The sequence below is a fragment of the Burkholderia glumae LMG 2196 = ATCC 33617 genome, from assembly GCF_000960995.1.
GTDB lineage: Bacteria > Pseudomonadota > Gammaproteobacteria > Burkholderiales > Burkholderiaceae > Burkholderia > Burkholderia glumae.
The window spans coordinates 958,401-980,696 of record NZ_CP009435.1; the positions used below are offsets into that span (position 1 = coordinate 958,401).

Below are 22,296 nucleotides of genomic sequence, written 5' to 3' on the forward strand. Positions count from 1 at the left end.
ACCGCGCCGGCCGGAAAAACCGCCGGCCGCGCCGCATCCCCCCGCCTGCCTGGAGCCGGCGCCGCGCAAATGCCGACGGCCCGGCGACGCGCGATGCGCCGCCGGGCCGCCCGGATACCGCCTGCCGTCGGCACGACGCCGGGCCGCGAGGCTGCCGGCGCCGGCTACTCAGTCGAAGCGGCCGGTGCGCGCCATTTCCATCAGGCGCGCGATGCGCTCCTCGGTGGCCGGGTGGGTCGAGAACAGGTTCTGGATGCTGCCACCCGACAGCGGGTTCATGATCATCATCTGCGCCGTGGCCGGATGCGCCTCGGCCGTCTGGAACGGGATGCCCGACGCATAGCGATGGATCTTGTCGAGCGCCGTCGCGAGCGCCTGCGGGTCGCCCGAGATCTGGGCGCCGCCGCGGTCCGCCTCGAACTCGCGCGCACGCGAGATCGCCATCTGGATCAACGCGCCGGCGATCGGCGCGAGCAGCGCCACCGCGATGCCGGCGATCGGGTTGGTCGGGCGGCCGTTCTCGTCGCGCCCGCCGAAGAACATCGCGAAGTTGGCGAGCGCCGAGATCGCGCCGGCCATGGTCGCCGAGATCGTCGAGATCAGGATGTCGCGGTGCTTCACGTGCGCAAGCTCGTGGGCCATCACGCCGCGCATCTCGCGCTCGGACAGCACGCGCAGGATGCCGGTGGTGGCCGCCACCGCCGCGTGCTCGGGATCACGCCCGGTCGCGAAGGCGTTCGGCGCGGCCTCGTCGATCAGGTAGACGCGCGGCATCGGCAGGTTCGCGCGCGTGGCCAGCTCGCGCACCATCCGGTAGAACTGCGGCGCCGTGGCCTCGTCCACTTCCTGCGCGTTGTACATGCGCAGGACCATCTTGTCCGAGAACCAGTACGAGAAGAAATTCATGCCCAGCGCGATCAGCAGCGCGATCGCCATGCCGCGCGACCCGCCGATCATCCCGCCGATCACGATGAAGAGGGCCGTGATCGCGGCCATCAGCATTGCCGTCTTGACCCAGTTGAACATAGTCGACTCCTTGATCGAAACCATACGCGGCGGCATCCGTGGCGCGCCGCCGAGAAATTGTAAGCGATTCGTTAGATAAGGCTGCGCGCGGAAAATTCAATATCTCGAAATTAGCGGCGCGTTACGCGTGTAATCAGCGCTGCGTGGCGGCCGCGAGGCGCAGCCCGAGGCCCACGAACGCGCCGCCCACCAGGCGGTCGAGCCATTTCTTCACGGCCGCGTTGCCGCCGAGACGGCGCGTGAGGCTGCCGGCGGCCCAGGCGACGAGCGCGCTCCAGGCCAGCCCCTGCAGCACGAACACGCCGCCCAGCACGAGGAACGCGAGCGTCTTGTGGGCGCTGTCGGCGGCGACGAACTGCGGGAAGAACGAGACGAAGAACAGCACCACCTTCGGATTGAGCAGGTTGGTGGTGACGCCCTGCACGAACAGCTGGCGCAGCGGCCGCGCGGGACCGGATTGCGCCGCCGGCCGAGCCGCGCCGGGCGCGGCGGGCTTCGTGAACGCGAGCCTCACGCCGAGGTAGATCAGGTACGCGGCGCCCGCGAACTTGATTACCGTGAACGCGGCCGGGGATGCCGCGATCAGCGCGGTCAGCCCGAACGCGCAGGCGAGCGAGTGGATGCCGCAGCCGGTGGCGATGCCGGCCGCCGAAACCAGCCCGGCACCGCGGCCCTGCGCGACGCTGCGGCCGATGATGTAGGCGGTGTCGGGGCCGGGCGTGACGTTCAGCAGGAACACGGCCAGCAAGAAGAAACCGAAATGGGTGATACCGAGCATGGAGGTGCCTGCAGCCGCGTGAATGACGTTCGCATTCTACGCGCGGACGGGACGGTATATGAAGGTGGAGGAAGCCGAACGCGGCGCATTCGCGCGGCGCCGGGCTCGGCACGGAGCCGGCTTCGCACCGCGGCGCGAATCGGGGCCGGATTACGATGCGGTGCGCCGATTCTTGAGCGATGCGGCGGCCGCCGGCGCGGCGCTACACCGGCCGCGCGGCCGTCTTCAACCGGCCTCGGGCAGCGCGAAACGCTGGCCGGCCGCGAGCGGCGCGCCGGCGAGAAACTCTCGCGCGGGCAGGCGCTTGCCGCCCGGCTTCTGCAGTTGCGTGACGCGCAGCGCGCCCTCGCCGCACGCGATCACGACGCCGCCGGCGCCGGCCTCCACGATCGTGCCCGGCTCGGCCGCGCCGCTCGCGACGACGGGCTCGGCCGCCCACAGCTTGATCACCGTGCCGTCGAGCGTGCCGGCGCCGCCCGGGAACGGGTCGAACGCGCGGATCCGGCGCGCCAGCACGGCGGCCGGCTCGCGCCAGTCGAGCGCCGCCTCGTGCTTGCCGATCTTCTCGGCATAGGTGACGCCGTCGGCAGGCTGCGGCGTCGCGGCCAGCTCGCCGTCGCGTTCGAGCTGCACGAGCGCCTCGACGATCAGCCGCGCGCCGGTTTGCGCGAGCTTGTCATGCAGCGACGCGGTGGTCTCGTCGGCCGCGATCGCGACGCGCCCCTCGGACAGCATCGCGCCGGTGTCGAGCCCGACGTCCATCTGCATCAGCGTGACGCCCGTCTGCGCGTCGCCGGCCTCGAGTGCTCGATGGATCGGCGCCGCGCCGCGCCAGCGCGGCAGCAGCGACGCGTGGATATTGATACAGCCGCGCGGCGGCATCTCGAGCACCTCCTGCGGCAGCAGCAGCCCGTAGGCGGCCACCACCATCACGTCGTGCGGCGTCGCGCGCAACCTGTCGAGCGCCTCGGCGGCCTCGGCCGGGTACTTGCCGGTACGACGCAGCGACGGCGGCTGCGCGACCGGCATGCCGTGATCGAGTGCGTAGCGCTTGACCGCGCTCGCCTGCAATTTCATGCCGCGCCCGGCCGGCCGGTCGGGCTGGGTCAGCACCAGCGGCACCGCGAAGCCGGCCTCGTGGATGGCGGCGAGCGCCGCCGCGGCGAATTCCGGCGTACCGGCGAAGATGACGCGCAGCGAATGAGTCATGGAGGATCGATCAATCACGGGCGTCACATCGCGCGTTCGAGCTTCTTCATCTTGGACTTGATGCGGTTCTGCTTGAGCGGCGACAGGTACTGCACGAACACGCGGCCGAGCAGGTGATCCATCTCGTGCTGCACGCACACGGCCAGCAGGCCCTCGCAGTCGAGTTCGAACTGCTGGCCCTGCACGTCGAGCGCGCGCACGCGCACGTGATCGGGCCGCTCGACCTCGTCGTAGACGCCCGGCACCGAGAGGCAGCCTTCCTCGTAGATCTGCTTGCCGTCGCTCGACCAGACGATCTCTGGGTTGATGAACACGCGCAGCTCGTTCTTGTCCTCGGACGTGTCGATCACGATCACACGCTCGTGGACGTCGACCTGGGTCGCCGCGAGGCCGATGCCGGGCGCCGCGTACATGGTCTCGGCCATGTCGGCGACGAGCTTGCGGATCCGGTCGTCGACGACCGCCACGGGTTTGGCCACCTTGTGCAGCCGTTTGTCGGGGTAATGCAGGATATTCAGAAGCGCCATGATGTTCGTTTCGGAAAGCGGTTGGTGCGGCCTTGCGCGCCGGCCGGCTCGGCCGTCCGGCCGACTGGCCGGGCCGTAGCGGGATCCGCAAAATGAAGCCGGAGTCGCGCGGAATCCACCGCGCAGCCCAACGCCGCGGGCTCGTGCGCGCGACCGTTCGTTTTATTTCGAATGACGAAAATTCTAGCATGGCGGCTTTCGGGCCGCTGGCGCCGCGTCGGGCGGCGCCGATGAGCGCAGCGCCGCTCACGCGCGAGGCCCTCGCCGCCTGGCTGCATCTGGCCTCCGCATCCGGCCTGCCGGCGCCGGCCCGCGAAACGCTGCTGCAGGCCTTCGATTCGATCGAGGCACTCGTCGACGCCGATCACGCGGCGCTCGCGAGCCTCGCCGGCGAGGCGGCCGCGCGGGCGGTCCACGCGCCGCGCGCCGCCGCGCTGGACGCCGAGGCGGATGCCGTGCGAGCGTGGCTCGCGATACCCGGCCACCGGCTCGTCACGCGCCACGACGCCGACTATCCGCCGCGTTTCGCGATGCTCTACGATCCGCCGCCGCTGCTATATGTAAAGGGCGACGCGGCACGGCTCAAGCGGCGCGCGGTGGCGATCGTCGGCAGCCGGCTCGCCACGCCTCAGGGCCGCGCCGACGCCGCCTGGTTCGCGCGGGCGCTCGCCGCGGCCGGGCTCGTGGTCGTCTCGGGCCTCGCGCGCGGCATCGACGCGGCCGCGCATCGCGGCGCGCTCGATAGCGCGGCGGGCACCGTCGCCGTCGTCGGCACCGGCGTCGACCGTGTCTATCCGGCCGCACACCACCTCCTTGCCGAGGCGATCGCGCAGCACGGTGCCGTGCTGTCCGAATGGCCGCTCGGCACGCCGGCGCGCGCCGCGAACTTCCCGCAGCGCAATCGGCTGATCGCCGCGCTCTGCGACGGCGTGCTGGTGGTCGAGGCCGCGCCGCGTTCGGGCTCGCTGATCACCGCGCGCGTGGCCAACGACATCGGCCGCGACGTGTTCGCGCTGCCCGGCTCGATCCACGCACCGCTCGCGCGCGGCTGCCACGCCCTGATCCGCGACGGCGCGAAGCTCGTCGAAACCCCGTCCGACATACTCGAGGAATTCGGCATCACCGTGCAGGAGCTGGCCCGGCCGGCCGCGGCCGCGGCCGATTCGGGCACGCGTTTTCGCGCCGCCGGGAAACGGCCGCGCCGCGAAAAAACGGGGTCAAATAATAACGAAGCCGCGCAATCGCCCGGACGTGACGGCACTGGCGCCGCGCCTGATTGCGCCGGCGTCGAATCGCTGCCACCCGAGGCGCTCGCGCTGCTCGACGCGCTCGGCCACGGCCCGGTCCCGGCCGACCTGCTGGCCTCGCGAGCCGGCCTCGCCGCCGACACGCTGCCGCACCTGCTGCTGCGGCTCGAGCTGGCCGGCCGGGTGGCCAGCCTGCCCGGCGACCGCTACCAGCGGCTTGATCCGCCCCCGTCCGGCGTTTCGGCCACCGTGCTACATTCCGGCGACAAGGCGCAGCCCGCGCCGCCGCCCTCACGCAAGGAATCGTCATGCCCGCGCTGAATCTCGATACCGATGCAGATCGGATCGCCGAGCGCCTTCGAGACCCGGACGCGCTGCTCGTCGCCTGCCTGTGCGCCGAGTGGTGCGGCACTTGCCGCGACTACGCCGGGGTCTTCGAACGGCTCGCGGCCGCGCATCCGCAGGCTTGCTTCGTCTGGATCGATATCGAAACCCATGCCGACCGGCTCGACGAATTCGACGTCGAGAATTTCCCGACGCTCCTGATCGAGGACGCCAGGGCCGTGCGTTTCTTCGGCACGGTGCTGCCGCACGGCGCAATCGTCGAGCGGATGCTCGCCGATCTCACGGCGATCCCGGGCGTCGCCCACGCGCCGAAGCTGCGCAATCTGCTCGACGTCGCCGTTTGAGCCGCCGCCGGGCCGTGGCCCTAGGCCGCGCAAACCGCCCCGCCGAGGCCGCCGGCCGGATCGACAGGCCCGCGCCGCCGGGCAATCCGGCGGGCTTGCCGGCACTCCGGCCCCCACTTATGATGACCCGCTTTTTACACGAGCCGCGTGACAGGCCGGCGCCGTATGCTATAAAGCCGTCGTAAATGGGCCGTCAGGCGGCCCTCCGGTCTACCCAACCAACACGAGTCATGTCCAAAGCACTGATCATTGCGGAAAAGCCTTCTGTCGCGAACGACATCGCGCGCGCCCTGGGCGGCTTTACCAAGCATGACGAATACTTCGAAAGCGACGAGTACGTCCTGTCGTCCGCGGTCGGCCACTTGCTCGAGATCGCAGCGCCCGAGGAGTACGAGGTCAAGCGCGGCAAGTGGAGTTTCGCGCATCTGCCCGTCATCCCCCCGCATTTCGACCTCAATCCGATCGCAAAAAGCGAATCGCGGCTGAAGGTCCTGACGAAGCTGATCAAGCGCAAGGACGTGGACCTGCTGATCAACGCCTGTGACGCGGGGCGCGAGGGCGAGCTGATTTTCCGCCTGATCGCGCAGCACGCGAAGGCCAAGCAGCCGGTCCGGCGCCTGTGGCTGCAATCGATGACGCCGGCCGCGATCCGCGACGGGTTCGCGAAACTGCGCAGCGACGAGGACATGCAGCCGCTCGCCGACGCGGCGCGCTGCCGCTCGGAGGCGGACTGGCTGGTCGGCATCAACGGCACGCGCGCGATGACCGCCTTCAACAGCAAGGGCGGCGGCTTCTTCCTGACCACCGTCGGCCGGGTGCAGACGCCCACGCTGTCGATCGTCGTCGAGCGCGAGGAGAAGATCCGCCGTTTCGTGCCGCGCGACTACTGGGAAGTGCGCGCCGAGTTCGTCTGCGCGGGCGGCTTCTACGAGGGACGCTGGTACGACCCCAAATTCAAGCGCGACGAGCACGATCCCGAGAAGCGCGACTCGCGGCTCTGGAGCCTGCCGGCTGCCGAGACGATCGTGGCCGCCTGCCGCGGCCAGATCGGCGTGGTCAGCGAGGAATCGAAGCCGTCGACCCAGCTCTCGCCGCTGCTGTACGACCTGACGAGCCTGCAGCGCGAGGCGAACAGCCGCTTCGGCTTCTCGGCCAAGAACACGCTCGGCCTCGCCCAGGCCTTGTATGAAAAGCACAAGGTGCTGACCTACCCGCGTACCGACGCGCGCGCGCTGCCGGAGGACTACCTCGGCACCGTGAAGTCGACGCTCGAGATGCTCAAGGAAAGCAACAACTACCTGCCGCACGCCAAGCAGGTGCTCGACAAGGGCTGGGTCAAGCCGAACAAGCGGATCTTCGACAACACCAAGATCAGCGACCACTTCGCCATCATCCCGACGCTGCAGGCGCCGAAGGCGCTGTCCGAGCCCGAGCAGAAGCTCTACGACCTGGTGGTCAAGCGCTTCCTCGCCGTGTTCTTCCCGGCTGCCGAGTACAAGGTCACGACGCGCATCACCGAGGTGGCCGGCCATCACTTCAAGACCGAGGGCAAGGTGCTGGTCGAGCCGGGCTGGCTGCAGGTGTACGGCCGCGACGCCGAGGGCGCCGACGCCAACCTCGTGCCGGTGCAGAAGGACGAGAAGGTCAAGACCGACAAGATCGCCGCGCACGCGCTCGTCACCAAGCCGCCCGCGCGCTACTCGGAAGCGACGCTGCTCTCGGCGATGGAAGGCGCGGGCAAGCTGGTCGAGGACGACGAGCTGCGCGAGGCGATGGCCGCCAAGGGCCTCGGCACGCCAGCCACGCGCGCGGCCATCATCGAAGGGCTGCTCGGCGAGAAATACCTGCTGCGCGAAGGCCGCGAGCTGATCCCGACCGCCAAGGCGTTCCAGCTGATGACGCTGCTGCGCGGGCTCGGCGTGCGCGAGCTGACCGCGCCCGAGCTGACGGGTGAATGGGAGTACAAGCTGTCGCAGATGGAGCGCGGCAACCTTCCGCGCGACGCGTTCATGCAGGAAATCGCGCGCATGACGCAGACCATCGTCAAGCGCGCCAAGGAATACGATTCGGACACGATCCCGGGCGACTACGCGACGCTCGAGACGCCATGCCCGAACTGCGGCGGCCAGGTGAAGGAGAACTATCGCCGCTTCGCCTGCACGAAGTGCGACTTCTCGATCTCGAAGATCCCGGGCAGCCGCCAGTTCGAGATCGCCGAGGTCGAGGAGCTGCTGCAGAAAAAGGAAATCGGCCCGCTGTCAGGCTTCCGCAGCAAGATGGGGCGGCCGTTCTCGGCGATCCTCAAGCTGTCGTTCGACGACGAGACGAAGAACTACAAGCTCGAGTTCGATTTCGGTCAGGACCAGGGCGGCGAGGACGGCGAGGCGCCCGACTTCTCGACGCAGGAGCCGGTGGGCGCCTGCCCGAAGTGCCAGGCTCGCGTGTTCGAGCACGGCATGAGCTATGTTTGCGAGAACTCGGTCGCGAACCCGAAGACCTGCGACTTCCGCTCCGGCAAGGTGATCCTGCAGCAGGAAATCGCGCGCGAGCAGATGGCGAAACTGCTGTCCGACGGCCGTACCGACCTGCTGCCGAACTTCAAGTCGTCGCGCACCGGCCGCAACTTCAAGGCGTTCCTCGTCAAGCAGCCGGACGGCAAGATCGGCTTCGAGTTCGAGAAGAAGGAGCCGAAGCCCGGCGCGGCCGCGAAGAAGACCGCGGCCAGGGCCGCTGCGAACGAGGACGGTGCCGCGCGCGAGACGGAAGACGGCGCCGCGCCGGCCGGCAAGACCGCCGCGAAAAAGGCGCCGGCCGCCAAGAAGGCACCGGCGGCGAAAAAAGCACCGGCCGCGAAAAAGACGCCGGCTCGCAAGACCGGCTCCTAATGGGCGCAGCAGGGCGCCGCGCGCGGCGCCCTGCTGCAACGCGCGGTGCCCTCGCCGGCGGTTTCCGCCGCCTCGCCGACCGACGCCATGAAAAAACGCACTGCCCTCACGGGCAGTGCGTTTTCGCTTGAGCAGCAGGCGGCCATTCGGCCGCCACGGCTTACAGCGGAGTCGGCGCGGTCGCGCGCTGGCGCGCCTTCGGCAGCGGCGCCGGCATCGACGGGCCGGCGGCCGGACGCGTGCCGCTCACCGCAGCGCCCGGTGCAGCGGGCTCGGACGGCGGCTGCAGGCCGCCGTGCGCGACCCATTGCTCGCCTAAGGCCGTTTCCGGCGAGTGGCTGAAGTGCTCGACCAGATGGTCGATGAACGTGCGCACCTTGGCCGGCAGGTGGCGGCGGCTCGGGTAGGCGACGTTGATCTCGACCTGCGGCAGACGGTAGTCGGGCAGCAGGCGCACCAGCTTGCCGCGTGCCGTGTCGCCGCCGATCAGATAGCTCGGCAGCATCGCGATGCCCATGCCGAGCAGTGCGAACTGGCGCAGCATTTCGGTGTTGTTGGCAACCACCACGTTGGTCGGCCGCACCCGCACCTCGCCGTCCGGCCCCGTGAAAACACGCTCGTCGCCCCAGTATTCGGACGGCAGGCTCAGGGACGGATGCTCCATCAGATGCTCGGGATGGGTTGGCACGCCATGCTTTTCCAGATAAGCCGGCGTCGCGCAGACCGTCATGCAACCTGTGGTCAGGCGCCGCGTGACGATGCTAGCGCTGCGCATCTGCCGCGCGATCACGACGCCGACGTCGAAGCCCTCCTCGACCAGATCGACCTGCCGGTCGACCAGCGTGAGGTCGGGGACGACCTTCGGATAGCGCTGGGTATAGGTTTGCAGCACGGGCGCGAGATTGTGCAGCCCGAACACCACCGGCGCGACGATCCGCAAGGTGCCGACCGGTTCGTGGTTGCGCGCGACCACCATCTGCTCGACGTCCTCGAGTTCGTCGAGAATCTGGCGAGCCCGCTCGAGATAGACCTGGCCGGATTCGGTCAGGGAAAGGCTGCGCGTCGTCCGGTTCAGCAACCGGGTGCCGAGCCGGCCTTCGAGATCGGCAACGTGGCGCGTGGCCACGGCGTTCGAGATATCCATCGCACTGGCCGCTCGCGCGAAGCTGCCCAGATCCGCCACCTTGACGAACACTCGCATCGACTGCAGATGATCCATAACCACTCCCGCCGCTGTGCATTACAGCTTCAAAATTGTCTAGCAAATGCGTAATTTTCCTACGACAGCGCATTTGATGCACAGTTGCCGCCGAAGGTTGCAAATTTCATAAAAAATGTTCGATCCGACGGGGCGTACCACTGAATTTCATCTAATTATTCCGACAACAGAAACAATTGGTGCCAAATTCGCCGATTTTCTCGCCAATGCCAACGGTGGCAGCCGTCGCGAATGGCCAATGGCGCAGGGGCGGCCCGTAACAAGCTGTTAAAAAGCGATACACCTGCCGGGGCGGCGGCATAAGATCATGACGGCCCGCCGCTCGGGCCGCCGGGTCGCGCGCCCGGCGCATCCGTTTTTCCGTGCCGCTCTCGAATACTTCATGAAAATAGCCATCCTCGACGACTATCAGGACGCCGTCCGCAAGCTCAACTGTTTCGAGCTGCTCGCCGATCACGAAGTCAAGGTCTTCAACAACACGGTGCGCGGGCTTGGCCAGCTCGCCAGCCGGCTCACCGAAGTCGAAGCGCTGGTCCTGATCCGCGAACGCACTCACATCACCTCTCAACTGCTCGCAAAGCTACCGCATCTGCGCATGATCAGCCAGACCGGCAAGGTTTCGAGCCATATCGACATGGACGCCTGCACCGAGCGCGGCATCGCCGTGCTCGAAGGCACCGGCTCGCCCGTCGCGCCCGCCGAGCTGACCTGGGCGCTGATCATGGCCGCCCAGCGCAGGATTCCGCAGTATGTCGCCAATCTGAAGCAGGGCGCCTGGCAGCAATCGGGCCTGAAGACCTCGGCGATGCCGCCGAACTTCGGCCTCGGCCAGGTGCTGCGCGGCCAGACGCTCGGCATCTGGGGCTACGGCAAGATCGGCCAGTTGCTGGCCGGCTACGGCAAGGCGTTCGGCATGAACGTGATGATCTGGGGCCGCGAGCCGTCGCTCGAACGCGCGCGCAGCGACGGCTATCTGGCCGCCGAGAGCCGCGAGGCGTTCTTCGAGCAGGCCGACATCCTGACGCTGCAACTGCGCCTGAACGACGACACGCGCGGCATCGTCAAGCAGGACGACCTGATGCGGATGAAGCCGACCTCGCTGTTCGTGAACACGAGCCGCGCCGAGTTGCTGGAGGAGAGCGCGCTCGTCAACGCACTGGCCAACAACCGCCCCGGCATGGTCGCCATCGACGTGTTCGAGAGCGAGCCGATCCTGCAGGGCTACAGCCTGCTGCGCATGGAGAACGTGATCTGCACGCCGCACATCGGCTATGTCGAGCGCGAGAGCTACGAGCTGTATTTCGGCGCCGCGTTCCGCAACATCCTCGCCTTCGACAGCGGCGACACGACGAGCGTCGCGAATCCGGAAGCGCTGACGGGCGGACGCAATCGGCGCTAGGCGCCGAATTCACGCGGTAACGGCCGCCCCCGGCGGCGGCGCGTGCGGCGCCTGGGCCGAGATCGCCGCCACGAAGCGTTCGCCGTCGCGGCGCCCCAGATCGTAGGCGTGCTGCATCTGGCCCGGGCTCGTGTAGTCCCAGCTCGAGATCGGCACCTTCACCGACGGCTGCACGTAGAGCCGCGTCTGCTCGCCATGCGAGACCGAAAACGTCTGAGGACGCGGATAGCGCCGCGTGACCATTACCAGCACCTTGCCCGGCGCCGGATCGAGCGCGCCCACCGGCACGTTGTCGACCATCCCGCCGTCGAGCACGGGCCGCCCCGCGCGGCGCAGCACCGGCGTGAACGGCGGCGTGCAGGACGACTGCAGGATCAGGTCGGCCAGTTCGTCGACGTCGGCGCAGGCCTGTGCCCGAACGAATTCGGGCCGGAATCCGAACGACTGGCCCAGCGTCGGGTGCAGCGTCCTGCGGATGTATTTCTCGATGTTGTAGGCGACGAGGCCTGCGGCCACCGCGCTGCGCGCGCCGAGCCAGCGCGGCACGTGCGACACGCCGATGCGGATTTCCGGGGCGTCGGCCAGGCGCGCGAACGGCTCGCCGTAAATGTCGACGAGCGCCTGCCGGTAGATGCGGTAGTGCGGAAACACCGGCTTGCCGCGCAGCAGGTTGCCCCAGTAGACGTTTTTCGGGTTGTTGCGCAGCGCTTCTTGGTAGTAGCGCATCACCCATCGGGAATCACGCGTATAGAGCATGCAGGCCGTGGCCGCGCCGGCCGAGATGCCGGTGATCACGCGCGGGCGGATGCCGAGCGCCGGCTGCGCGACATCCCAGAAACCTGCCTGCCACCAGCAGCGGTTGCCACCGCCGGCGAATACGACCTGATCGAACATCCCGCGCTCCCTAGTTGACCAATGCATAGGTGGAGGTGGCGTGGACGGCCATCTTGCCGTCTTCGTCCATCACCTCGATTTCCCCGAACACGAGGTTGCGGCCCGTGCGCAGCACGCGCGCCGTGACGAGCAGGTCGCCGCACCGCACCGCGCGCATGAAGCTCGTGTTCAGCGACACCGTCGTCATTGGCCGAAATTCGCCGAGTTTCGCCGCGACGGCGGCCAGCATGGCCGTATCGGCCGCAGCCATGAATGCCTGGCCGCAGATCACGCCGCCCGAGTGCCGTAGTTCGCCGGAAAACGGCAGGCGCAGCGTCACGCCTTCGTCCGATACGGCGACGGGCGCGAGCCCGAGCGATTTCACCCACGGCGCGAGCAGCCGGTCGAGCAGTGCCCGGATTGCGTCTTCGTCCATCGTGACCACCTCGGCGGCATCGCACGACCGTCGCGCGATGAATGTGGGCGACATGATACCGGGAGCCCGGCTCGGCCGTCAGTTCATGACCCGCGCCGGGCGCGGGCGAGAGCGCTTCGATTTTTCGAAGAAAACGCGAGAAAGGGCTGGACAAGCCAAAAAAGCTCATGCATAATCTTTCTTCTGTTGGGGGCGTTAGCTCAGTTGGTAGAGCAGCGGACTCTTAATCCGTAGGTCGAGTGTTCGAGTCACTCACGCCCCACCAAAGAATTCATGCACTTGGCCCAGCCTATCCGGCTGGGCTTTTTGCTTTCCGGGTTTCGTGTCGTGCCGAGTTCCGCCCAGAACAGCCCCAAATCAACAGGCTAGCCATAGCTTCGCCTGGCCTCGGCCACACCGTCGTCTCGCCCTGGATGATGCCCATCACCAGCGCGCTCTCGAGCCCGACCGCCCATCCAACCTCTTTACGACGATGATGGCGTGAGCAGACTTTCACCGGCCGTGGCCCCGTCCATTGCCGACGCGCGGCAACAGACAGGGGCGAGGCTCGCGGATATCGATCCGTGCCAACCTCGGTTCGGGAATGGTTCGCGCCGGACGGCCCGCTCGATGTGCCCGGAAACGGGATGGCAAACCTCGGCCAACGGCTCGCCCCATGATTGACAGACGGGACCGTTGCGCCCGCAACGATCCCGTCTGTGCTCGTCAGACGCTGAAACGGTTCAGCGTGTAAGCGCGATAGGCGGCGACAAACGCATCGAACGATCCGGCATCCTTGCTTTCGAGCTCGGCCTGCTCGGCGAGCGAGCGTTCGGCTTGCCCGCGCGCCTCGGCCAGTGCCGCGGCATCGAGCGGCCGCGCCCGGAAATACTCGGCATGCGCCGCGCTATGCCGGCGGGCGAAATCGAGGAACGATTCGCCGCGCTCGCGCATCTCGTGCAACACACGCGCCGAGGGCGTCCTGTCGGCATCCTCCAGCTTCGCACGCTGCGCCGCCACCGCGCGCGCATGCACGTCGTCGCCGCGGATGGCGTCGAGCACGCGCGCCGCCGTTTCGATCTTCGCGAGCACTTCCTCGGCCCAGGCCCGCATCGGCACCGGCACGCCATCGCGCGTCAGTTCGAGTCCGGGCTTGCGCCCTTCCATGGTCACGCGGCCGAAATTCGCGTTCGCCTCGCGGTAGGCCTCGCATTCGAGCTTCGCGCTGTCGTCGAGCGCGCAGACGAGCAGGTAGGCATCCATGAAGCGCGCGGTCTCGAGCGCGATCCCGGTCGGCTCGAACGGATCGATGTCGAGGCAGCGCACCTCGATGTACTGCACGCCGCGCGAGGCCAGTGCATGCAGCGGCCGCTCGCCCGAGTACGTCACGCGCTTGGGCCGGATCGTCGAGTAGAACTCGTTCTCGATCTGCAGCACGTTGGTGTTGAGCTGGATCCACTCGCCGTCGCGATGCGTGCCGATCGCCTCGTAGGCCGGATACGGCTCGCTGACGGCCTTCGACAACGCGTCGAGATAGGCATCGAGCGAGTTGTAGTCGGCTACCAGCGCCGCCTGGGCAGTGGTGTTCGAGTAGCCGAGGTCGCTCATCCGCAGGCTGGTCGCATAGGGCCGGTAGAACGTATCGGCGTCGAACGCTTCGAGCGTGCTGTCGCGCCCGCGCAGGAATGCTTTGTCGAGCGCCGGCGACGCGCCGAACAGATACATCAGCAGCCAACTGGTGCGGCGGAAATTGCGGATCAGCGCGAGATACCGTTCGGACTGGTAATCGACCAGCGACGCGGCCGATTGCGCATGTTCGTGCAGGCGCCGCCAGACGTCCTCGTGCAGCGAATAGTTGTAGTGGACCCCCGCGATGCACTGCATCGTGCGGCCGTAGCGATAGGCGAGGCCGCGGCGATACACCGTCTTCAGCCGCCCGATGTTCGAGGTGCCGTAATCGGCGATCGGGATCTCGTCGTCGGCCGGCAGCTTGCCGGGCATCGAGACGTTCCAGAGCATCTCGTCGCCGATCGAGGCATAAACGAAACGATGCAGATCGTCGAGGCGGTCGAGCGTGATCGCCGCATCGCGCTCGGCGGGTGTGATCAGCTCGATCAGCGACTCCGAATAATCGGTGGTCAGCGCCGGATGCGTGAGCGCGGACCCGAGCGCGCGCGGATGCGGCGTCATCGCGATCATCCCGTCGCGCGACACGCGCAGGCTTTCCTTCTCGATGCCGCGCAGGCCGTCAACCAGATGTTCACGCGTCGGCCCGTTGGCCAGGACGGCGAGACGTTGCTGCAGCAGGTCGGTGTGGCTGGAAGTCATCTTGTTCGACATGGATGCACAGGTGCGGCGTGGCGGCTCGCTCCCATACGCGCCGCCCGCCGGGATTGACGGTAGCGGGCACTTTAACATCTCGCCGTCAGGCTCGCTTGAAGCGCCTCCGATTCGCGCCAGAGCCTTGCTGCAGGGGGCTTCCGGCCGGCTCAGCCGCCGCGTGCGGCCCCCAGCCGATCGGCGATTTCATTCCACAGATGCATCGCCGCATAGGCGCGCCACGGGCGCCACGCATCGCTGCGCAGGCGCTGGCTCGCCGGCCGCGCGAGTGCCGGATCGCGCGCGGCGATCGCCTGCATCAACACCAGATCGGTGGCCGGCCACGCGTCGGCGTCGCGCCAGGCGCGCATCGCGATGTATTCGACGGTCCACGGGCCGATGCCGGGCAGTGCGAGCAGCGCCGCGCGCCGCGTCGCCAGATCGGCCGCCGTGCCGTCGATCGGCACCTCGCCGGCGGCAACGGCTCGCGCGACACCCTGCAGCGCGGCAAGCCGCTTGCCCGGCATGCCGATGCCGGCCAGATCGGCGGCGGCCAGCGCGGCCGGCTCGGGAAACCGCCAGCCGACAGCCGCATGGGGCGGCGTGGCGAGCGGCTCGCCGACGGCGCGCACCAGCCGTCCGATGATCGTGGTGGCCGCCTTCACGCTGATCTGCTGGCCCACGATCGCGCGCACCACCAGTTCGAACGCGGACCACGCGCCCGGCACGCGCAAGCCCGGCGCGGCGGCGACGAGCGGGGCGAACCACGCGTCGGCCGACAGGTGCGCGCCGAGTGCGAGCGGATCGGTCCCGACGTCGAACATCGCCGACAGCCGCGCGACCAGCGCGGCGTCGGCCTGCAGAGCGGCCTCGCCATCGATCGCCGCAACTAGGCAACGCCGCCGCGGATGGCGGCGCACCGTCAGCACGCCGCTCGCGCCGCGATAATCGATCGCGCGCAGATAGGCGCCGTCGGCCGCGGTCTCGACGCCGGGCGAGGCACGCCCGCCCAGGAAGCGCAGCACGCGCGGCCAGTCGTAGGGTGATTTGAACGGCAGCGCGAACTCGACGCGCGCCGCGGCAGCATCGCCGTCGCCGCGGCTCTCCCCCGGCGCGGTTGCGCCGCGGCCGGCGGACGCTGCAGCGCGCGTCATGCCGCGTCGTCGAGCGACGGCTCGGCCGGCGAGCCGGCCGCATGGCGCGCCTCGGCCGCGAGCAGCGCCGCCTTGCGCGCGGCACCCCAGCGATAGCCGGCGAGCGCGCCGCTCTTTTGCACGACGCGATGGCACGGAATCGCCAGCGCGACGGGGTTGGACGCGCAGGCATTGGCCACGGCACGCACGGCGCGCGGCGAGCCCACCGCCTCGGCGATCTGCGCGTAGCTGCGCGTCTGGCCATAGGGGATCTTCTGCAGTGCTTCCCATACGCGCTGCTGGAACGCCGTCGCGCTGATGTCGAGCGGCAGCGCCACCTGCTCGCTCGCGCCGCGCAGATAGGCGTCGATCTGCGCAAGGAACGGCGCGAGCCGCTCTGGCGCTGCCACGCATTCGGCATTCTCGAACGCCGCCGCGAGCGCGTCGACGAGCGGCGCGATCGCGTCGCCAAACGCAATCTGGCAGATACCGCGCTCGGTCGCGCCGACCAGCACGTAGCCGAGCGGCGTCGGCGCAGTGGCGTATGCGATGCGCAGCCCCGCGCCCTTGCGACGAAAATCGGACGGCGCCATGCCGAGCTCGCGCGGCACCGCCTCGTAGACGCGCGAGGCCGACTGATAGCCGGCATCGACCGCCGCGCGCGTGACGGCGGCGCCGCCTTGCAGCGCGTCGCGCAAGGCGGCGCCGCGCCGCGCCGCCTGGTATTGGCGCGGCGTCACGCCGACCACGCGCTTGAACAGCCGCTGCAGATGAAACGGGCTCACGTGAACGGCCGCGCTGAGCTCGGCCAGCGTCGCGCGGTCGCTCGCGTCTAGCACCGCGCAGGCACGCCGCACGATTTCGATCTCGCGCGGTTCACGCTCGGGCTGGCAGCGCTTGCAGGGCCGGAACCCCGCCTCGCGCGCCGCAGCCGGCGTCTCGAAGAACGCCACGTTCTCGCGGCGCGGCATGCGCGATGCGCAACTCGGCCGGCAGAACACGCCGGTGGTCTTCACCGCGTAGAAAAACGCGCCGTCGGCCTCGGCATCGCGTGCGACGAGGGCGGCCCAGCGCGCGGCATCGGTCGAGTACCTGGGAGATTGCATGTGCGCCTCGCAACAACAGTGGGAATGACTCAACTCTACGTGCCCAGCCGCGCGCCGCCTGCCGGAATCTTGCGCTCTGATTCCGGCGCGCCGGCGCGGCGCGAGCCGTCCGACTGCCGCCGCCCTGGTCGGGGCCGCTGCCCGGCCGCTCCGGGGCCACCGCACCGCCGGCCGTTAAGCGAAAGCTACACCCAATTTCGCCGCGCTTTTCCGCACCGCGTGATCCGGCCCAATCGATGCGTCAGATTGACTCTCTGACGTTTTTTTACGTTCGAATTATTGCGTTGCACCATGCACGTGTGTATAGTTGGAACTGTCTCCTCCATGTCTCCTCCTGATATGGATTAAGCCCGCTCCCCTAGAGCGGGCTTTTTTTCGTCCATCGTTCCCGATCCCCGATTTTGCATCATTCGCGCGCGGCCCGTCCGGCACGCCGCGCCCACGCGCCGGCTGTCCCGATCGACTAGACTCGACGCATCGAAAGCATCGCGCGACAGGAGGGCCCCCCGATGACACCCCGCATTATTGGCATCGACCACGTCGTGCTGCGCACCCTCGATATGACGGCGATGACGCGTTTCTATTGCGACGTGCTGGGCTGCCACCTCGAGAAGACGCAGCCCGAGCTCGGGCTCGTGCAACTGCGCGCGGGCGCCTCGCTGATCGACCTGCTCGACCGCGACGCGCCGCTCGACCGCGCGGACAGCGGCGTGCCCGGCACGGGCCGCAACCTCGATCATCTCTGCCTGCGCGTCGATCCGTTCGACGCCGACGCGCTGCGCGCCCATCTCGCCGCGCACGCGGCGCGGCCGGGCGAAACCGCCGAGCGCTACGGCGCGGACGGCTACGGCCCGTCGATCTACCTGTTCGATCCGGAGGGCAACATGGTCGAGTTGAAAGGGCCGCCGCGCGCCGCAGCTGGCTGAAGCGCGCTCGGCGCCGCAGCGGCGGCCGCAGTGCCGGTGACAACCAGGGCCGGGGACAGGAGCCGCGCCGGCACCCCGGGCCGGCGCGCGGGCATCAGCGTTCCGCGCGCGGCTTCAGCACCGTCCATTCGATCGCGACCGGATCGTGCGCGGCGCTCGACAGCCACGCGGCGCCGTCCTGAATCGTGCATTGCAGCCGCATCGTGCGTTCGGCCAGCGCGCCGAGCGCCTCCGCGGTGCCCTCCGCGAGCGACAGCACGCGCACGTTGCGCAGGCGCTCCACCTTGCTGCGCACGCCCTGCCACCAGATTTCCGAGGTCCGGCCGCCATAGGCGATCACATCCACCTCGGCCGAGCGGCCGCTCGCCTTCGCGATGCGCCGCTCCTCGGGCTGGCCGACGTCGATCCAGGCTTCGATCGCGCCCGTCAGGTCCTTCAGCCAGAGATCGGGCTCGTCGGTATCCGACAGCCCCTTGCAGAATTCGAGTCGCTCGTGCGCGAACAGCGCAAACGCGGCGATCCGCACCATCATCCGCTCGTCCGTCTCGGACGGGTGACGTGCGACGGTGAGCGAGTGGTCGGCGTAATAGTGCCGGTCCATGTCTGCGATTTGCAGTTCAGCCTTGTAGATCGTCGATTTGAGCGCCATCCGGTATCGTGCCGCTGCGGGCGAAGGGTTCGGTCGGGCCGTGATGATACCGAATGCGCGAGGCGCGCGCCGCGCCCGGCATGCCACGCATGCCAGACAGGCTCGTGGCCGGCTAAGCGGCGGCGAGCCGGGGAATCCGCAGCGAAGCGATGCGGCAGCCCGATGCGTCGAGATATCGGGGCGCGACGGCGTACCGACTACGGCCGAACCGGTCGAACGAAGCGCACGTCGGTCCAGAGCCCCTGCTGGTCGCTGTTGTCGGCGCTGACGAACTGCACGTCGTCACGATCGACGCTGACCACGCGGAAGCGCGCGCCGTCCGGCACGCTCACGCAGCGATAGTCGTCGAAGTATTGCTGTTTCGCCTGCGCCTGGCCGTCACGCTCGTGCGACAGCACCGAATCCAGGTTGTCCTTCGACAGGCAGCCCCAGGCGTCCTTCGTCAGATGCACTTCCTGGCGCGGCTTCACTACGACATCGCCGCCCGCCTGGGCCACCGTGGCCGCACCGCCCATCAACGCAAGCGCGAAACCGATTCGTCCGATCATGTCGTCCCCTCCTGACGCGCGGCGCGCCGGCTCGTTGAGCCAATGGGTCGAAGACATCGAGACATCGGCCGCACCGCATCCCTCCATGCTAGAAAACGCGTGCGCGCTCGCCAAGTGCAATCGTTGTGCGGATGCGGCAGGCGCATCACGGCGCCGGCCCATCCCGCAGACGAAAGCGCGCCGTCACGGCCGGTGCGCCCGGATGCCCGGTACCCGGCCCGCGGCGGCGCTGCGTGCTGCGGCGCACCTTCGCGGCCCGCGACGCGATCGTGCCGGACCTGATCGAGGGTAGCAACACCACGCACGGCGCGCCGGGTTCGAGAAAAACCGAACACGCGGCGTGCGCAATACCTAGAATGAAGAACATGGCGATACGCAGCCAGTCAGCCGCACGGGGGCAATCGTGGTCGAGCAAGTGATCCTGGGCATCTTCCTGGTGCTGCCACTCGTCATCGTGGCGACGCTGTTCTCCGACGAGCTATGGCAGGAACATCGCCGCCGGCATCCGCGCGACGAACAGGCGGCGCCTATCGACTGGCGCCATCCACTCAAGCGCTGGCGGCGCGGGCACTGAGGCTCGCCGGCGGCGCCGGCGCGCCCACCCTGCACTTCCATCTCGCCGGCTTGGCGCATCGCCGCCTCGGTGGGTTGCGGGGGTTCGTGCCGGCCGCCCTGCGCGGGCGGCCCGACTCGGCCCGCGCAGCGGCCGCCGTCCGGCTTGCCGGCCCTCAACGCGCGAAGCGAATGTCGAGCGCGCGCAGATAGGTTTGCAGCCCCGCATCCTGCAGCGGGATGACGTAGGCAGACTCGTTCGATTCGTTGACGTGCGCATGCCAGTAACCGGGCGGCGTGACAAACGCCATGCCCGGCGCCCAGTCCACGCGCTCGGCGTCGACGATATCGCCCGCCGCGTCCAGTTCCGTGCCGACCAGCGTGTACACGCCGGGCCGGCAGTGCGGGATGAAATCGAGCGCGATCGACTGGTGCCGGTGCGGCTTCTGCACGCTGTTCGGCGCGATCGTCCCGAACATTGCCCACATCGAATGCGTGACCGTGCGCGTCTGCGGAAAGCGGCGGTTGCCGAGCAGCACGCTCACGCGGTTGCGCCGCGCCGCGCCCGGTGCCGTCGCCACCTTGTCGAGTTCGGCCCTGGCGCGGGCGGCCGGATAGAGCGTCGGCGCGAAGCGCGGTTGCGCGGCGCGGGCGCCCAGATAGGCGAGCAGCGGCGCATCGCTGACGTAGTAGAGGCGCGCGGTCGAATCGGCGCGAAGTGTCGCCGGCGCGCCGCCGGGCAGCGAGAAAAAATCCCCCCGGCCGAAACGGAACGCGCTGTCGCGCTGCGCGACCGAGCCCGCGCCGTCGATCACGTAGCACACCTGCGAAGTCGCGTTCGGATCGACCGTCACCTGCTCGCCCGCCACGATGCGCACGAAGCTCGCCAACAGGCACGGCCCGGTGGCCGGATAATCGCAGCCCAGCTCGGCGGACAGGTCGAGCGGGACGACGCGCGTCGGCCCGCTATCGCAGAGCGACGCGGCGAAGCTCCGGTACGGCACGCGCGAAATCAGCTTCGCGCCGATCGGGTTCGCCGACGACGTGTACTCGAAATACTCGGCGTCGAGCATGGCGCGCTCGTCGCCGAACTGCGGCGTGAAGGGCAGGGTCGTGTCCAGCATGGTTCCGGCTCCGTCGAATGTGGGGAAGGGGTGGGCGGCCGTCTCCGGCATGGCACCGACTATAGGCGCCGCCCCACGGGCCGAGGAATCGCCCGCAGCGGAAATGAGCCTTGCACGAAAGGGATAACCGGAGCGACCGGCTTGCCCTAAACTGCACGGAACGAAACAGCGGCACGCGGCTGGGCGGGGCCGACTTCCATGGACTATTTTTCCGCCATCCGCGCCTTCCTGTGCGCCGCCGAATCGGGCAGCTTCAGCAAGGCCGCGCATCGGATCGCGGTCAAGACCTCGACCGTCTCGCGCTATGTGGCCGACCTCGAACGCGATCTCGGCATCGCACTGTTCAACCGCTCCACGCGCGGACTCGTGCTGACCGAGGGCGGGCGGCTGTTCCGCGAACATGCGCTAGTGGTGATGAGCGCGCTCGACGAGGCACGCGATGCCACGTCGTCGCTGAACGCGTCGCCGCGCGGGCTGCTGCGCGTGACGATGCCGCGTGCGTTCGGGTTGCGGCACGTGATCCCGCACTTGCCCGAACTCGCCGAGCGCTATCCGGGGATCGACGTCGACGCGGTGATGACCGACACGACGCTGAACCTGATCGATGCCGGCATCGATCTGGCGATCCGGATCGGCGCCCTGCCCGATTCGCAGTTGATCGCGCGGCGGCTCGCCACGCACCGGCGCGTGGCCTGCGCGAGTCCTGCCTATGTGGAACGGCACGGCATGCCGGCCACGCCGGAGGCGCTCGCCGGCCATGCCACGCTGCGATTTCCGTTGGTATCCGACGATCGATGGTGGTTCATTCGGCGCCAGGCACGGGTCGGGCAGGCGCCGCAGGAAACCGGCGATGCCGGCGACAGCGCGCCGGGCAAGGCGAGGGACGTAGCGGTGCGGCTGAGCGGCCGGCTGCGCGTGGACGACGCCGAGGCGCTGCGGCAGCTCGCGATCGCCGGATGCGGCATCGCCCTGCTGCCGACCTGGGCGATCGGCAGCGCACTGCGCGACGGCAGCCTGCTGCATCTGCTGCCTGACTGGGATGCGCAGGCCACGCGCGCGGCATCGGCGATCTGGGCCGTCTATCCGCCGAAAAAAACCGTTTCGTCGAAGGTGCGTGCCTTTATCGACTTCCAGGCCGAGGTGTTCGCGCGCCCCGGCTACTGGGACTTTTGATCAGTAGCCGCGCTGCAAGCGCTGCTCGTACAGTCGTTCCTGGCGCACCCGTTCGTCGTGGATGCGTTGCTCCTGCTGCCGCTGGTAGCGCAGGCGGTCGTAGCGGCGTTCTTCCTGATAATGGCGTTGCGCGCGTTCGTAGTCTTGCTGATCGTTGACGCGAACCAAGCCGGCCGCGGGCGGCGCGTCATTCGTGAACGGAGTCAGGGCAAGGGCGCTGGTGGACGCGAGCGACAGCGCGAGGACCAGGTAACCCGTTACGGCCGGGACAGGTGTGGACATTGTCATGTTTCGAGCAGGACGAGCAATGACCGTAGCACTCGCGGCGAGCCGCAACCGGCCGGTGCCGAAGTCGGCTGCGGAAACGCGAACCCGGCGCTTCGATTCCATGTCGATTTCTCGGGAAGCGCCAACGCATGATCGGCTGGCGGAGCGGCCAGCGTTGGCGCCACGCTGTCAGCAGCGGCGGATGGTGGAGGACGAGACGTTTTCGCCGCTA

22 protein-coding genes and 1 tRNA gene are annotated in these 22,296 nt (G+C 68.7%); 8 read left to right on the plus strand and 15 right to left on the minus strand.

Annotation, left to right across the window (positions count from 1 at the left end):
* Positions 1-168: 168 nt before the first annotated feature.
* From htpX to def, 4 genes are all read right to left on the minus strand, one after another.
* Positions 169-1,026, minus strand: coding sequence for a zinc metalloprotease HtpX (gene htpX, locus KS03_RS16850; RefSeq protein WP_015877320.1), 858 nt, complete (start codon positions 1,024-1,026; stop codon positions 169-171).
* A 133-nt stretch (positions 1,027-1,159) separates the two neighbouring features.
* Positions 1,160-1,804 (minus strand): LysE family translocator, encoded by a 645-nt coding sequence (locus KS03_RS16855; RefSeq protein ID WP_015877321.1) that lies wholly within the window; start codon positions 1,802-1,804, stop codon positions 1,160-1,162.
* Between the two features lie 225 nt (positions 1,805-2,029).
* Positions 2,030-3,013 (minus strand): methionyl-tRNA formyltransferase, encoded by a 984-nt coding sequence (fmt, locus tag KS03_RS16860; protein ID WP_015877322.1) that lies wholly within the window; start codon positions 3,011-3,013, stop codon positions 2,030-2,032.
* Positions 3,014-3,036: 23 nt separating this feature from the next.
* A complete protein-coding gene (gene def, locus KS03_RS16865; RefSeq protein WP_015877323.1) occupies positions 3,037-3,540 on the minus strand; it encodes a peptide deformylase in 504 nt (167 codons plus the stop codon).
* Between the two features lie 230 nt (positions 3,541-3,770).
* Between def and dprA the strand changes: the two genes are divergently transcribed.
* From dprA to KS03_RS16880, 3 genes are all read left to right on the plus strand, one after another.
* Positions 3,771-5,108: a DNA-processing protein DprA gene (gene dprA, locus KS03_RS16870; protein WP_015877324.1), complete on the plus strand. Its 1,338-nt coding sequence runs from the start codon at positions 3,771-3,773 to the stop codon at positions 5,106-5,108.
* Positions 5,096-5,476, plus strand: coding sequence for a thioredoxin family protein (locus KS03_RS16875; RefSeq protein ID WP_015877325.1), 381 nt, complete (start codon positions 5,096-5,098; stop codon positions 5,474-5,476). The genes dprA and KS03_RS16875 overlap by 13 nt, the downstream gene beginning before the upstream one ends.
* Positions 5,477-5,706: 230 nt before the next feature.
* Positions 5,707-8,361 (plus strand): DNA topoisomerase III, encoded by a 2,655-nt coding sequence (locus KS03_RS16880; protein ID WP_015877326.1) that lies wholly within the window; start codon positions 5,707-5,709, stop codon positions 8,359-8,361.
* 160 nt (positions 8,362-8,521) lie between these two features.
* On the opposite strand, the gene KS03_RS16885 is transcribed toward KS03_RS16880, so the two are convergent.
* A complete protein-coding gene (locus KS03_RS16885) occupies positions 8,522-9,580 on the minus strand; it encodes a LysR family transcriptional regulator (protein WP_015877327.1) in 1,059 nt (352 codons plus the stop codon).
* A gap of 382 nt (positions 9,581-9,962) precedes the next feature.
* On the opposite strand from KS03_RS16885, the gene KS03_RS16890 reads away from it, so the two are divergent.
* Positions 9,963-10,979 carry a D-2-hydroxyacid dehydrogenase family protein gene (locus KS03_RS16890; protein WP_015877328.1) on the plus strand — a complete coding sequence of 339 codons (1,017 nt, stop codon included), beginning with the start codon at positions 9,963-9,965 and terminating at the stop codon, positions 10,977-10,979.
* 9 nt (positions 10,980-10,988) lie between these two features.
* On the opposite strand, the gene KS03_RS16895 is transcribed toward KS03_RS16890, so the two are convergent.
* Both KS03_RS16895 and KS03_RS16900 read right to left on the minus strand, forming a co-directional pair.
* Entirely contained in the window at positions 10,989-11,873 is an 885-nt protein-coding gene (locus KS03_RS16895; protein WP_015877329.1) for a patatin-like phospholipase family protein, read from the minus strand.
* A gap of 10 nt (positions 11,874-11,883) precedes the next feature.
* Entirely contained in the window at positions 11,884-12,288 is a 405-nt protein-coding gene (locus KS03_RS16900) for a PaaI family thioesterase (protein ID WP_015877330.1), read from the minus strand.
* Positions 12,289-12,477: 189 nt separating this feature from the next.
* Here KS03_RS16900 and KS03_RS16905 point away from each other — a divergent pair.
* A tRNA-Lys gene (locus KS03_RS16905) sits at positions 12,478-12,553 on the plus strand.
* 440 nt (positions 12,554-12,993) lie between these two features.
* On the opposite strand, the gene gshA is transcribed toward KS03_RS16905, so the two are convergent.
* The 3 genes from gshA to ada form a co-directional block, all read right to left on the minus strand.
* Entirely contained in the window at positions 12,994-14,607 is a 1,614-nt protein-coding gene (gshA, locus tag KS03_RS16910; protein ID WP_015877331.1) for a glutamate--cysteine ligase, read from the minus strand.
* A gap of 149 nt (positions 14,608-14,756) precedes the next feature.
* Complete coding sequence (locus tag KS03_RS16915; protein ID WP_015877332.1) at positions 14,757-15,740, minus strand: DNA-3-methyladenine glycosylase family protein; 984 nt, start codon at positions 15,738-15,740, stop codon at positions 14,757-14,759.
* The gene (gene ada, locus KS03_RS16920; protein ID WP_015877333.1) at positions 15,737-16,825 is read right to left on the minus strand and encodes a bifunctional DNA-binding transcriptional regulator/O6-methylguanine-DNA methyltransferase Ada; all 1,089 of its coding nucleotides are present in this window, start codon (positions 16,823-16,825) and stop codon (positions 15,737-15,739) included. Before ada ends, KS03_RS16915 begins: the two co-directional genes overlap by 4 nt.
* A 509-nt stretch (positions 16,826-17,334) precedes the next feature.
* On the opposite strand from ada, the gene KS03_RS16925 reads away from it, so the two are divergent.
* Positions 17,335-17,751 carry a VOC family protein gene (locus KS03_RS16925; protein WP_015877334.1) on the plus strand — a complete coding sequence of 139 codons (417 nt, stop codon included), beginning with the start codon at positions 17,335-17,337 and terminating at the stop codon, positions 17,749-17,751.
* Between the two features lie 94 nt (positions 17,752-17,845).
* On the opposite strand, the gene KS03_RS16930 is transcribed toward KS03_RS16925, so the two are convergent.
* The 3 genes from KS03_RS16930 to KS03_RS31460 form a co-directional block, all read right to left on the minus strand.
* Positions 17,846-18,400 carry a YaeQ family protein gene (locus KS03_RS16930; protein WP_015877335.1) on the minus strand — a complete coding sequence of 185 codons (555 nt, stop codon included), beginning with the start codon at positions 18,398-18,400 and terminating at the stop codon, positions 17,846-17,848.
* 197 nt (positions 18,401-18,597) lie between these two features.
* The gene (sap1, locus tag KS03_RS16935; protein WP_015877336.1) at positions 18,598-18,948 is read right to left on the minus strand and encodes a surface attachment protein Sap1; all 351 of its coding nucleotides are present in this window, start codon (positions 18,946-18,948) and stop codon (positions 18,598-18,600) included.
* A gap of 145 nt (positions 18,949-19,093) precedes the next feature.
* Positions 19,094-19,363 (minus strand): hypothetical protein, encoded by a 270-nt coding sequence (locus KS03_RS31460; RefSeq protein WP_127913924.1) that lies wholly within the window; start codon positions 19,361-19,363, stop codon positions 19,094-19,096.
* Here KS03_RS31460 and KS03_RS32310 point away from each other — a divergent pair.
* The gene (locus KS03_RS32310) at positions 19,352-19,522 is read left to right on the plus strand and encodes a hypothetical protein (protein WP_015877337.1); all 171 of its coding nucleotides are present in this window, start codon (positions 19,352-19,354) and stop codon (positions 19,520-19,522) included. The genes KS03_RS31460 and KS03_RS32310 overlap by 12 nt on opposite strands.
* 154 nt (positions 19,523-19,676) lie before the next feature.
* Here KS03_RS32310 and KS03_RS16945 read toward each other — a convergent pair whose 3' ends face one another.
* A complete protein-coding gene (locus tag KS03_RS16945) occupies positions 19,677-20,624 on the minus strand; it encodes a cupin domain-containing protein (protein ID WP_035981175.1) in 948 nt (315 codons plus the stop codon).
* 198 nt (positions 20,625-20,822) lie between these two features.
* On the opposite strand from KS03_RS16945, the gene KS03_RS16950 reads away from it, so the two are divergent.
* Positions 20,823-21,797, plus strand: a complete 975-nt coding sequence (locus KS03_RS16950) for a LysR family transcriptional regulator (protein ID WP_015877339.1) — start codon at positions 20,823-20,825, stop codon at positions 21,795-21,797.
* Here KS03_RS16950 and KS03_RS31465 read toward each other — a convergent pair whose 3' ends face one another.
* Positions 21,798-22,187: a hypothetical protein gene (locus tag KS03_RS31465; protein ID WP_124836205.1), complete on the minus strand. Its 390-nt coding sequence runs from the start codon at positions 22,185-22,187 to the stop codon at positions 21,798-21,800.
* Between the last annotated feature and the right edge of the window lie 109 nt (positions 22,188-22,296).

Bases quoted from the DNA above. Each gene is read 5' to 3' on its own strand.
- htpX (WP_015877320.1), bottom strand. From the start codon at position 1,026: ATGTTCAACTGGGTCAAGACGGCAATGCTGATGGCCGCGATCACGGCC.
- KS03_RS16855 (WP_015877321.1), bottom strand. From the start codon at position 1,804: ATGCTCGGTATCACCCATTTCGGTTTCTTCTTGCTGGCCGTGTTCCTG.
- fmt (WP_015877322.1), bottom strand. From the start codon at position 3,013: ATGACTCATTCGCTGCGCGTCATCTTCGCCGGTACGCCGGAATTCGCC.
- def (WP_015877323.1), bottom strand. From the start codon at position 3,540: ATGGCGCTTCTGAATATCCTGCATTACCCCGACAAACGGCTGCACAAG.
- dprA (WP_015877324.1), top strand. From the start codon at position 3,771: ATGAGCGCAGCGCCGCTCACGCGCGAGGCCCTCGCCGCCTGGCTGCAT.
- KS03_RS16875 (WP_015877325.1), top strand. From the start codon at position 5,096: ATGCCCGCGCTGAATCTCGATACCGATGCAGATCGGATCGCCGAGCGC.
- KS03_RS16880 (WP_015877326.1), top strand. From the start codon at position 5,707: ATGTCCAAAGCACTGATCATTGCGGAAAAGCCTTCTGTCGCGAACGAC.
- KS03_RS16885 (WP_015877327.1), bottom strand. From the start codon at position 9,580: ATGGATCATCTGCAGTCGATGCGAGTGTTCGTCAAGGTGGCGGATCTG.
- KS03_RS16890 (WP_015877328.1), top strand. From the start codon at position 9,963: ATGAAAATAGCCATCCTCGACGACTATCAGGACGCCGTCCGCAAGCTC.
- KS03_RS16895 (WP_015877329.1), bottom strand. From the start codon at position 11,873: ATGTTCGATCAGGTCGTATTCGCCGGCGGTGGCAACCGCTGCTGGTGG.
- KS03_RS16900 (WP_015877330.1), bottom strand. From the start codon at position 12,288: ATGGACGAAGACGCAATCCGGGCACTGCTCGACCGGCTGCTCGCGCCG.
- gshA (WP_015877331.1), bottom strand. From the start codon at position 14,607: ATGTCGAACAAGATGACTTCCAGCCACACCGACCTGCTGCAGCAACGT.
- KS03_RS16915 (WP_015877332.1), bottom strand. From the start codon at position 15,740: ATGACGCGCGCTGCAGCGTCCGCCGGCCGCGGCGCAACCGCGCCGGGG.
- ada (WP_015877333.1), bottom strand. From the start codon at position 16,825: ATGCAATCTCCCAGGTACTCGACCGATGCCGCGCGCTGGGCCGCCCTC.
- KS03_RS16925 (WP_015877334.1), top strand. From the start codon at position 17,335: ATGACACCCCGCATTATTGGCATCGACCACGTCGTGCTGCGCACCCTC.
- KS03_RS16930 (WP_015877335.1), bottom strand. From the start codon at position 18,400: ATGGCGCTCAAATCGACGATCTACAAGGCTGAACTGCAAATCGCAGAC.
- sap1 (WP_015877336.1), bottom strand. From the start codon at position 18,948: ATGATCGGACGAATCGGTTTCGCGCTTGCGTTGATGGGCGGTGCGGCC.
- KS03_RS16945 (WP_035981175.1), bottom strand. From the start codon at position 20,624: ATGCTGGACACGACCCTGCCCTTCACGCCGCAGTTCGGCGACGAGCGC.
- KS03_RS16950 (WP_015877339.1), top strand. From the start codon at position 20,823: ATGGACTATTTTTCCGCCATCCGCGCCTTCCTGTGCGCCGCCGAATCG.
- KS03_RS31465 (WP_124836205.1), bottom strand. From the start codon at position 22,187: ATGGAATCGAAGCGCCGGGTTCGCGTTTCCGCAGCCGACTTCGGCACC.